General features: G+C 54.1%; 10 protein-coding genes and 2 pseudogenes. All 12 read right to left on the bottom strand.

The features are described from left to right. Positions 1-265 (bottom strand): annotated as a pseudogene (locus HEN33_RS18815) (type VI secretion system Vgr family protein); the annotation flags it as partial. A 24-nt stretch (positions 266-289) separates the two neighbouring features. Continuing rightward, positions 290-661 carry a hypothetical protein gene (locus HEN33_RS18810; protein ID WP_105270893.1) on the bottom strand — a complete coding sequence of 124 codons (372 nt, stop codon included), beginning with the start codon at positions 659-661 and terminating at the stop codon, positions 290-292. Then, a complete protein-coding gene (locus tag HEN33_RS18805; RefSeq protein ID WP_176263499.1) occupies positions 658-1,392 on the bottom strand; it encodes a hypothetical protein in 735 nt (244 codons plus the stop codon). Before HEN33_RS18805 ends, HEN33_RS18810 begins: the two co-directional genes overlap by 4 nt. A 192-nt stretch (positions 1,393-1,584) precedes the next feature. Then, positions 1,585-1,695: pseudogene (locus HEN33_RS26420) on the bottom strand (TagF domain-containing protein); the annotation flags it as partial. 27 nt (positions 1,696-1,722) lie between these two features. Further along, positions 1,723-2,196: a hypothetical protein gene (locus HEN33_RS18795; RefSeq protein ID WP_176263498.1), complete on the bottom strand. Its 474-nt coding sequence runs from the start codon at positions 2,194-2,196 to the stop codon at positions 1,723-1,725. Next, positions 2,181-2,651 (bottom strand): glucosaminidase domain-containing protein, encoded by a 471-nt coding sequence (locus tag HEN33_RS18790; protein ID WP_089522471.1) that lies wholly within the window; start codon positions 2,649-2,651, stop codon positions 2,181-2,183. The genes HEN33_RS18795 and HEN33_RS18790 overlap by 16 nt, the downstream gene beginning before the upstream one ends. A 27-nt stretch (positions 2,652-2,678) precedes the next feature. Further along, positions 2,679-3,446, bottom strand: a complete 768-nt coding sequence (locus HEN33_RS18785; RefSeq protein WP_176263500.1) for a TagF domain-containing protein — start codon at positions 3,444-3,446, stop codon at positions 2,679-2,681. Continuing rightward, complete coding sequence (gene tssM, locus HEN33_RS18780) at positions 3,446-7,312, bottom strand: type VI secretion system membrane subunit TssM (RefSeq protein WP_176263497.1); 3,867 nt, start codon at positions 7,310-7,312, stop codon at positions 3,446-3,448. The genes HEN33_RS18785 and tssM overlap by 1 nt, the downstream gene beginning before the upstream one ends. After that, positions 7,312-7,557 (bottom strand): hypothetical protein, encoded by a 246-nt coding sequence (locus tag HEN33_RS18775; protein WP_194313556.1) that lies wholly within the window; start codon positions 7,555-7,557, stop codon positions 7,312-7,314. The genes tssM and HEN33_RS18775 overlap by 1 nt, the downstream gene beginning before the upstream one ends. Positions 7,558-7,607: 50 nt before the next feature. Beyond that, positions 7,608-8,282: a hypothetical protein gene (locus HEN33_RS18770; RefSeq protein WP_103253946.1), complete on the bottom strand. Its 675-nt coding sequence runs from the start codon at positions 8,280-8,282 to the stop codon at positions 7,608-7,610. A 5-nt stretch (positions 8,283-8,287) separates the two neighbouring features. After that, positions 8,288-9,604 carry a type VI secretion system protein TssL, long form gene (gene tssL / locus HEN33_RS18765; protein ID WP_176263495.1) on the bottom strand — a complete coding sequence of 439 codons (1,317 nt, stop codon included), beginning with the start codon at positions 9,602-9,604 and terminating at the stop codon, positions 8,288-8,290. After that, entirely contained in the window at positions 9,601-10,944 is a 1,344-nt protein-coding gene (tssK, locus tag HEN33_RS18760; RefSeq protein ID WP_105270889.1) for a type VI secretion system baseplate subunit TssK, read from the bottom strand. Before tssK ends, tssL begins: the two co-directional genes overlap by 4 nt. Positions 10,945-10,946 lie beyond the last annotated feature (2 nt).

The raw sequence follows: 10,946 nt of genomic DNA, 5'->3' as shown, positions 1-10,946 counted from the left end.
CAAGCGACGCCGCCGCATCCTGAACTGCACCAGCCATATCCGATATCCCTGCTGCGGCGGCTGCGGCTTTAACCAGACCTGACGGTTCCGGCAACGCACCAAACAGGTCCGCCCCTGCCTGTTCTACCATCTGCTCGGCTGCATCAGCTACATCGGTTGCGGCTGAACCAGGGCTTATACCACCACTTTCGCCAGCTATTGGTGGTGTGGAGATAGCTGGCCCACCGTTACTGCCAGATTTATTACCCGTAGATACAAAACTCATGATATTTATTCCTTTAATATCGGATTAGAATTTAGCGCCCGGCTGCCAGAAAAAATAAGAAATAACCTGCCACTGTCCATCTTTATAATGAAAAAAACATGTCAGATTTAAATCCCCCCGCAAATGCCAAAACATTTCTTTGATGGGGATATTTCTGAATTCAGGATTCGTTGAGCGATAGACATTTTCAATCTCTATATAATACTCACCGACTAATTTATAACGAGGCTTTATAAATTCATACGCTGGCTGACCATAGTTATTTAATAGAACATTCTCTTCAACTCCATTATACACACCACTCGCATTCAGATAAGCATACCCAGGAATATCAGACATGCTATTTTTCGCCCCACCCACTATCAAAAAAATAATCACAGCGTATATTAGTTTCATTTTTTTACGCTTTTCACAAAAAAATTAGAACCCGGAACCATTCTATTTAACCGCTCAATGACATTTCCCATATAACGAGAGCGCAGTTCCATACCAATATTCATTAACGCACTGGCATCCCCGGAGAATGGTGTAGTTGCTTTATCTGCATCATCACTATAGTATTCATCAGTAAGATATCCAATAATATGCCCAAGCTCATGAGACAGCCCCATTTGCTTAGAGCAAACTTTTGATGAACCAAGACATTTAGCTGCTGCAACTATATCTTTAGAGTCAAGTTCAACGTATCGACTATTCCAGACAATGGAACTCTGACGAAAACTATTTGGATCATCATTATCAATTTTAAACACCACCACATCCCAATACCCATGACGATCAGTCTGAATTATTTCTATTGTGAAAGATAAATCCTTACCATTAAACTTACTGACAAACTCAGACTTCCCAGAAACGGATAAAAAAACCTTATTATTCCATGTTTGATTAATGACAAAAATAACTTTTCCATGAAAGGCTTTTTTTTCCATATCTGTCCAATCAGTTTTTGCATCCCATCTTTTTATCCAATTATATTTCCATCTCAGCAACAATGAGATTGCACCATTTTCACGGTCAATTCTTAAATCTCCCCAGGCATCATTGTCCCTGATATATCGTTTATCCAGCATTAAGTCGTCATAAGCATCGTATGCCTGCTGAATAGCCTCATCATGAGAGTCACCCATGTTCACCTCCTTATATTGCTATATATCCCATAAACCTGAAGATGCTTGCTTACCCACCAACGCAGACGGGACCAAGGGTAGCCTGAAGTCAACAGATAGCAATCAACTTGAAGTTCATGGGGATATTTGTTTCCCCATCTACACGTTTATCGTCATATTTTTGTATAGCTATTCTCAGCATTCGTGGGTAGATTATTTTTTTTCCAACCGCAGCGCATCCACATACCGCCCCTCGCTGTTCTGCTGCCACAACCAGCCCAGCCCCTGCTGCGCCTGCGTTAACATTTTTGCTAGCCAGCACGGTCACGGCAGGCAATTCCATGACAGGTACTACTCATCCGTACAACCCAGCCCCCGGCGCTGAACCACTTCACTGGCAAACGTAGCTCCGGTTTTTTTCATTATTCCTTTTTGTATTTTTTGCAGCGCGGGAAATGAGATTCTCCTGCATGAATCCTCTTCCCATATATCACCAGTTACAGAGCTAACTGAAAATAGTCCCCACACATCTGTCGCTCCGGCGGAAGGAGAATCATAACCTACCCCAAAACTAAAATACCCAGGATGATACAGGTTACCTTTTTTATCTTTCAGAGAACCGTCAAGAAAAAACCCAGACAATTCCACATTATATTTTTCATTTTTTAGTGAAAAAACCAATAATGCCTGCACCTGTATTTCAGTAAGACCTGACTGGTTAACAGTCGTTAGATCAAACCGCGGCACATTCCTGATAAGAATTTCAGCACAACAATTCACGGACACGACCATGAAAAGCAATACTGATATTAATTTACAGGACATGTTATTCTCCGCTTAACCATATTAATCACCCCCACTAACTCACTAGCATAACCGGTATGGCCGCCATTACTGTTTTTACCTGAATTAAAACCAGAATCAATCAATGCCTGCGCAAATTGCTCCGGAGATTTTTTATTTCTGACCGCATTACCAAATCGGATTGCAAAGGACTTTCCGCTAGTTGAAAAAGAGGTATAAGTGGCAACCCACACTTGATTACTCCCCAGCGGGTGAACCTGTCCTGACTGTAAAGGTGCCGGACCATGCATGGAAAAGTAGTTATTGTATTCTGTCGCGATTCTACCCTGCCCGTAAAAGGACTCCTTTGCAGCAAGCCCCAGGATATTTTCCACAGGCACATCAAGTTGCTTAGCGATTAATTCACATTCTTTCAGATATTGCTGTACAAACCTGACTGCACCAGTGTTATTACAGGCTTTATCATAAGACCCCATGATTCACTACTCCTTGTCTGATTATTTTTAATGCGGCCGGATATCCAGCCGCAACGCATCCACATACCGCCCCTCGCTGTTCTGCTGCCAGAACCAGCCCTGCCCCTGCTGCGCCTGCGTCAGCATTTTGTCCGGCCAGCCCGGCCACGGCAGGTGGCGCACACCGGGCAGTTCCACTACCGGCACGTCCGGCAGGCCGGTGAGTTCCCGGCTACGCTGCGGTACACGTCGTAAGCCGCGTATCCACTGCGCCCAGCGCGGCCCCGGTCGCCACATCGCCCAGAGCTGGTCTGTCTGCTCCGCCAGTCGACCGCAGCGTTCTGTCTGTGGTGAGACATGAGCTGCCGTCAACTGCGCCAGCCAGTACAGCCAGCCCTGTGTGTCATCCAGGCTCTCTTCCAGCCATTCCCGCCCGACACGCTGGTAAATCACCAGTGGCCACGGCCTGCCCGTACTGTCACGCGAGGCGGTCAGCACCCCGGTCAGCCACTCATCGCGCCCGCCAATGGGGAGAAATCCCGGCGACAGCACAAAACTCCACGGCAATGGGTGGTGCTCCGGTAGTGCCGTTTTCTCACGTGGTGACAGGTGCATCCAGCCGTCATTTGTTCCGGCCTTCTCGGCATCCGCGCCGTCCGGCACCACGATATGCCGCCCCTGTCCCAGCCACGTCTGCTGGTTCAGCCACGCCTGCCACACCTGCCCTTCGTTCGCGCTCACCCGCCAGCGCACGTAGTCCCGCTGGTCCGGCAGTCTGCCGAACATCGCCGGAGCCGATACCTCTGCCCGGCGCATCACAGCGCTCGCTCCGGGCAGGCGAAGCGTTGCAATAGCCCGCGGTGCACCGGGTCAAAATCCCGTCCGGCGGTGATTTCCAGCACCACCCGCCGCCCGTCAAAACTGTACTCCACCTGCTGTGTTCCCCGTACCACCGTCTCCTGCGCGTTACCCGCATCCAGCAGGTGAAACAGCGCCCATGGCCCGTTAGTCAGCAACGTCGAGGTGTCCTGGCGGATGCGCGGGCTGGCGGTGATTTCCGCCATTGAGCCGTTGCGCGGCCCCGGCCAGTTCACTTTCAGCGGCCTGACCGGGCCGTGAGCGTAGCGAAGCACCTGGCCGTCAATGTCAATCACCAGTTCGGTGATGGCAGGGTCCATATCCACCACCCGCACCTGCATCGCCCAGGAAAACTTTTTCCCGCCTTCCCCATTAAAAAAAACGCTGCGGATCTGTTTCGCCTCCTGAAACGGTGTCAGGTCCGGCCCAAGCAACGTCATGTTGCCTTCGGTCGGTTTGTAGCGCCACGGGTTGCTGGCGGTGTCCGCCAGTGGGGCCAGTTGCTTCGTCCAGAACGCATCCAGCACGCCGCCGCTGGCAAAGATATGGTTAAAATCGTCCGCGCTGACTTCCTGCGGGCTGTCGGTGAAGGGGTAGCGCCCGTCGATGGCGTCGCGGCACTCATCACCGATCACCGCTTCCATCTGCGCGTTCAGCACTTCACCGGTGCCGGCGTTAATTTTTCGCGTTCCCTGCTGCGTGAGATCCAGCAGAATATTTTTCAGTGGCGCGGGCAGTTTTGCCGCCTCCAATTGCAGTTTATCCGCCGCAGAAATGCGGCCAGGTAATGTGCTCGCTGCCAGTGCACTATCAGCGATGGTGAGCTGGGTGTAATACTCATTGAGCATCGTCAGCAGCGAATTTAACTGCGGCGCGCCGCCGCCCTGCCCGCTGTCTGTCCGCCCGGAAACCACTTCCCGCAAGGCGGCGAAACGGTCATCCACCAGTGATTTCTCTAGCCGCTCTTCCGGGTGGATGTCCTGCAATAGCTTTGCCGTCTGCACTGCTTTTCCCACATTGCCGGAGAGCCGGTCCTGCGTGCGCTGGGCCATCTGCTTTTGTCTGGCCTGCGCATCCAGCGGCGGCACCAGCGTGGTCTGCTCCACCACCGCTTTACTCAGGCGCATCAGCGGGGAATCCGGCGAGGCCAGGGTACGCAGCACCTGAAGGTCATACGCCAGCCCGGGACTGCCGTCTTCCCCGGCACTGTTGATGCTGTGAATACTGGCCAGAAAATCCTGCCAGCGGCGGGCATATTCAGCCAGGTACAGGCGGCGTACCTCACGGGTAACCGGGAGTTCCTGCCCCGGCAACTGGCTCATCACAATATCCGTCGTTTTTTTTTGCGTGTTTTCCCGGCCCATCACCCAGGCGTCGTCCGCTGATGCGGCTGCGACAAACTCCGACAGCCGTTTGTCGAACAGTTCCCGGTAGCCTTCGCGAGTGAAGATGCCGGGCACGCCCCGATCCAGCGGCGCGCCATCCGTGCGGACAAAAACCGTTCCCGCATCCGCGCCCACAGCGCGAACCAGCGAAAACTCCTGCGGTGCTTCGCTCTCCATGGAAGCCAGGGCTCGAGTGTAGATACGCTCGGTGCTGGTATGGCCGTCAAGGAAGGCTCGCGCCTGGCGGATCAGCCCCTCATCTTTTTCCCAGGGAGAATGCACCACGCGGCTGCCGTCAAACAGGGCATCGATATGCTCCAGCACGGCGGCGCGACCGCCGAACTCCGCCACGCTGTCGCGGTTGTCCAGGTCGTTCAGCACCCAGGCGTGGATCTCCGCCGCGTTGTATTTATCCTCGTGGTCCTTATCGAGGTTCAGCAACAGATAAACATGCAGGGCGTCATAGGCGGCTTTGCTGTCCTGACGCGCAATCGCATCCGAAAGCACGTATTCCATGCGTTTCACCAGCGGTGGCAGCAGTAACTGGTCCAGCAGGCGGTCATACAGGGATGCGACGCTCTCCATCACCGGCGGAACGCTGTAAAGACCATAACGCCAGGCCAGCGGCGGCGAGTCCGGGTCCAGTCCCGGCCATGCAGAGAGCGCCCGTGCCTGGTTCAGCAGGGCCGGAACAGGCTGCATAGCAGGTTTTCCGGTATAGGCTTTGACATCACCATCCAGTTGGGTCGTCCGGCTGACGATTTCATTCAGATAACCGCTGTTCCCCTGCTGGCTACCCTGCATGCCCTGCCACAACCAGAAAGCCAGCGCCAGTACCAGCAGATGCCCGCCAGTACGCAGCAGGCGATAACGCCAGGCCCATTGAAGATTCGGCTCCACCAGGTGCGCTTCGCGGAAGATAAACTGCGTCAGTAGATCGTGCAGGAAATAGCTGCGGTTGCCATCCGGCAGGGTATGGGATGGGGAATCAGCCTTCCCTTTGATCGCCCGGACAAAACGCTGCCAGATGCCCGACTGGTCAGCCACGGCGTCTGCCTGCGCCTGCGCGGCGCTGGTAAAAAATACGCCGCGCAGGGTGTTGTTAAGCTGGGTGGCGTCAAATTTTGAGTCGAGGAAAATCTGCTCAATGGCTTCCAGCAGCGGCGCACCCAGCGCGGCAAATTCACGCGGGAAGCGATAGAGCCGCTGGCGGCTTTTAAGGTCGTACTCTTCCTGCAACCGGGTATCCAGCCCCTGATCCAGCCGCAGGGTCAGGTTTGCCAGTTCCTGGCTACAGAGCGCATGCAGCGACTGCGGATCGCTGGCGTGACGCCTGCGGCTGTATGGCAGAGTAAAGCCCCAGACCTGGGCGCGCAGGTGGCTGGTCAGCCCGTGGAAATACTCCGTAAAGCCCGGCAGCAGATCCATTTTGGTGACGACCAGATAGACCGGAAACCGAATACCCAGCGTCTCCCGCAGTTCTGCCAGCCGCGCACGCAGGGCCGCACAGGCGGCCAGCCGTTCCGCCGGGGACTGCGCAGTCAGATCCGCCACGTTCAGCGTCAGGATCACGCCGTTGAGCGGTGCGCCGGGGCGGTGTTTACGCAGCAGTCCCAGAAACCCGTGCCACTCCCCGGCGTTGCGCTGGGTCGCGCTGATTTCGCCACCGTCATCGTGACGGGCATAGCGCCCGGCAGTGTCAATAAGCACTGCTTCGTTGGTAAACCACCAGTCGCAATGCAGCGTTCCGCCGCCCGGCACGGTGAGGATATGCGCGGTTTGCTCCATCTGCTCCGCCAGCGGAAACTGCAATCCGGTGTTGAGCAGTGCTGTGGTTTTACCGTCGCCGGGGCTACCGATAACCATGAACCAAGGCAGTTCGTACAGAAAACGTTTTCCTTCCAGTACTTTACGCCAGCCCGGCAGGTCTACGCGCAGCTGTTTCAGTTGCCGAATAGCGCGAGTGACAATATGGCTGACGGTGCGTAAGTCGGCTTTAATTTCCCCGGCCACCGGTACGTCTTCCCCGCGCGGATGCAGGAAACGGCGCAGCAGTTGTTCGTCCAGACGCAGCGCCCGCCACAGCCGGTACAGGCCATACAGCGCATAAGACAGAAGGATCAGGCCGATAAGCGTCAGACGCAGCCACAGCGGCGCAAATGGATGAACATCACCGAAGGCCAGCAACGGTGAGACAAAGCCGATAACCAGGCACAGAACCGTAACGCCAATGATACTCATAGACCAGTTAACCAGCCACAGTGCGAGGAACATCAGTAACAGAACGATGGTGACCACCCGGCTCCCCACAGATGCCAGCGGATGCAGGGTATCAAACGCCACCAGCGGCCCGATAAACCAGACCAGCAACGCCAGCATCACCACGCCGACAACGGCCAGCGCGCGGCGGGAAAACAGCATACTGAGAAATTTTTGCATTATGGTTCAGAACTCCATGCGATAATCAGTAATAGCAAAATGCCGCAAGCTGAAAAAATCCTTCCAGTACGGGCTACTGAAAGAAAATAAAGAGCAATCTGAACAATTATCAAAATAAAATAAATCAACATTTTGATTATTTCTCTGTTCCCATTTCCCTGAGGCAACGTTGTCATTGAAGGATCCATATCCTGCATCCATTGATACTCATTCCCGGAAAAAAGCATGATGATGATCAGACCCATAATGAATAACAACCATCCTGATATCTGAATTATTCTTCTCACGAAGACTCCTAATGGGCGATGAGTAAATTAGAGAAATGCAACCAGTTGTTGACAATAAAATTGCCATAGCTGGTATCTTCCTTTATTTTCTCCAGAGTAAGCGACATACCCCGGTTATAACGGGCACCAATAATTCTTATCTGCTCTTTCGTCAGGTGTGGTAAGGAGGACTGAAATTCATCTCTTTCAGCTAATTGATAAAGATGTCTGGCCACAAGTTGAATATTAAAAATATCATGCTGGAGGCAATTTGCCAGTTCACGCAATTGAGAGGTATCCATTTTTGACTCATCAAGCCCAAGCGTTCTGGCTGCGGTTCGCAATTGCATACTCACTGCACCAAAAGATGTTTTTTCTGGTCTCGAAGTTATTGTGATATGTTCATCAATCCACTCAGGCCCACTCCAGTCAATAGTCCGAGCATCAAATGCCAGCATATCTACAATACTGGGATCCCCCCCGACTTCTATCCAACACACACCTGCCAGTAAAGGTGCTGGCAAATTATATGTATTGGCAGCCGACGTTATCAGAAGATGGTTATGTTTTACCCAGCCATCTTTGAAATAACGCCCAAACGGTACACCACCGCCCCATTTTTTTGGCGCTAATTTCCAGAAAAGAAATTCGGTCACGCCCCATACCGGTGAATGATTCGATGCATTGCAGTCCAGATTATTCATTTTTCTCACTCCACCACCAGAATTTCCACCCGACGGTTCTGCGCCCGTCCGGTTTTAGTGCTGTTATCGGCCACCGGTACGGTATCTCCTTTCCCGACGACCCGAATCCGGCTGACCGGAACACCACCGGACGTCAGCAGTGAAGCCACTTCCGTCGCCCGTTTTTCCGACAACACCTGGTTGGAGGGGAATTCAGCGAAGTGGATCGGCTGGCTGTCGGTGTGGCCGGTCACCGTCACCGCGCCGCCCACACGCGCAATCTCACGCGCGGCCTTGTCAATCACCGGGCGCAGCGTGTCATTCACCGTTTTCTGCCCCGGCACAAACATGGTGTCGCCCCGGAAGACCACCCGGCTGTGATGGTCATCTTCCTCCACCGTCAGCAGGCCACGGGCAATTTCGTTCGCCAGCAGGATTTTCAGCCGTAATTTATGCACCGGAACCGGTGGCGGCGGCAGATTTTTACCAATGGCGTCGATATGCTGCTGTACGGTTTCAGTGGCGAGGTTCATACGGTGACTGTAAAAGGCAAACAGCGTCAGCATCACCAGCAAGGCTATTCCGGCGCTCAGCCAGACAGGAACCCGGCGCATGCGCCGCATCCGTCCGCTGACGGCGCCGGTAAATCCCGGTGAGAGCGTCGGCGTGATCGGATCGCGACGCTGGACCAGTTGAGTCAGCAGTTGCTGGCGGATATCGTCCAGTTGCTTACGCCCGTCGGGCCGCACGCTGTAACGGCCTTCAAACCCCAGCCCCAGAATGTGATAAATGATTTCCAGCACATCGCTGTGCTCCTGGAAGCTGGCGGCCAGACGCCCAATTATCTGAAATAGCTTGATGCCGCCTTCACTTTCGCCATGAAAAGTGACCAGCAGGCTTTTTCCGGCCCAGACACCGCGTCGTCCCCAAGTGGTGTTGTTGGCGGCTTCGTCCAGCGCCGTACACAGGCAGTAGCGTACCGCCAGCACATGTTCGCGGCGCAGATTTGCCTGGTCGCACAGCGTCTGATACCGGCGAACTTCACGTTCCAGCAGCGCGCGGTAATGTTCGACAAAAGCAGGGGCCAGTTCGCGGGGCATCTGCGCCAGTGCGCACAACAGGGGGCTTGCCGCCGCTAAAAGGGGATTCACGGCAGCGGTGATGTCAGCCAGCCGGAGCTTCATATCCGGGCCGTCTTCGACCACCACCTTGACCTCTTCCCTGCGAAGGCTGTCCTGTATTGCCGTATCATAACCATCACTGTCGGGCGGTTTTACTCCCCCGGCTGATGGCTGGAAGGGCAGAGTATTCGCCGCAGGCGGTGTCAGGATCTCGTCGGTCATTTATCGCGCACTCCCCACAGTTCCATCTCCAGCCCCGGAAACTCGCCGGCTGTGTGCATCGCCATGCCGCCATAGCGGGCGATATGTTCCCACAGCACGCCATCGCGGCGGATGTCGTAATAGATATACCCGGACTGGAATGGGATCTGTCGCGGCGGCACCGGCAGCACCTGTAACGTCAGGCCCGGCAGGTGCGAGCGGATCAGCTCCGGCAAGCGTTCGGACGGACCAATTTTGGTCTGGGCGGAAAAATGTTGCAGTAGGGCGTCGGCAGACATCTGCGCCTTCACCGCCAGCACCAGCGCGCTGAAGCCCGACAGTTCGGAAGGCTGAACCACCGCATTGAGAATGCCGTAAGTACCCTCAGCCAGGGTGATTCGCTGCGCCCCGCGAATAAGCACGGCATTCAGCAGGTACTGCACCTCGTCCACCACTGATTTCAGCCCGGCATAGGGTGTCAGATGCTTATATTCTTTATATTCTTCCGGACGGCGTGTTTGCGGACGCACGTAGGTAGAGAGTTCTCCGGCCAGTGCGCAGAGGTTACGATAGAGTACTTCAGGCGATAGCGGCGTTTTCGACATATGGATCAGTAAGGGGCCGAAACGATTAAGAACTTGCAGAAGCAGGTAATCCGACACTTCCGCCGCTTCATGACCATGTTTATCACTGCCCGTCAGTCGTTCCGCCAGTGAATCTGCGCGCATTTTGATCAGATCGTTGATCCACGATAGCCAGGTGCATATCAGTGCGCTGGCCTGGTAGTTCGCTACCGGCGGGATCAAATCTTTGTCAATATCGACCCGGCCATCGGGGTGCAGCGCTGTGATGCGCGTCAGCGGCAGGCCGATCCACGCGTCTGTCACCGCCTTTTCAGGTAACAGTCGCAAGCGCAGGTGGCTAAGTTGCAGTAGTTGCGCGCCTCGCCCCAGCGAATTGGCATCACGGATTTCACTTTCATGTACCGAAAAACGTGCCAGTGATTCAGGGTTATTGTCGAAACTGGTTTCTTCACTGTTCGGCGTGCGTATTGGCACAGCCAGATAAATCAACTGGTTAAGATGCTCAGGAAGGATGGTCAGAGGCGGCGGGAGTGGTGTGTGCCCCGGCGCATTAAAAGGTGTACCGTCAGCAAATACCCCGGAAGCCTTCGTTAGTACCAGCTTTCCGATGTTCAGCGCCTCACTACCAATACCATACTCATTGAAGCCCCAGAAAAAAGGTGAAAGAGGCAAACTGCGATAATGAATGACATGTTCCAGATAGCGTTCCTGCTGCTGAAACATCTGTGGCAGCAAAAATTGTCCTTCACTCCAGACCACCCGGTTATTCCAACTCATAA

The organism is Escherichia sp. 94.0001 (assembly GCF_013369155.2).
Taxonomy (GTDB): domain Bacteria; phylum Pseudomonadota; class Gammaproteobacteria; order Enterobacterales; family Enterobacteriaceae; genus Escherichia; species Escherichia coli_F.
This window is presented reverse-complemented; position numbering and strand designations above follow the sequence as displayed.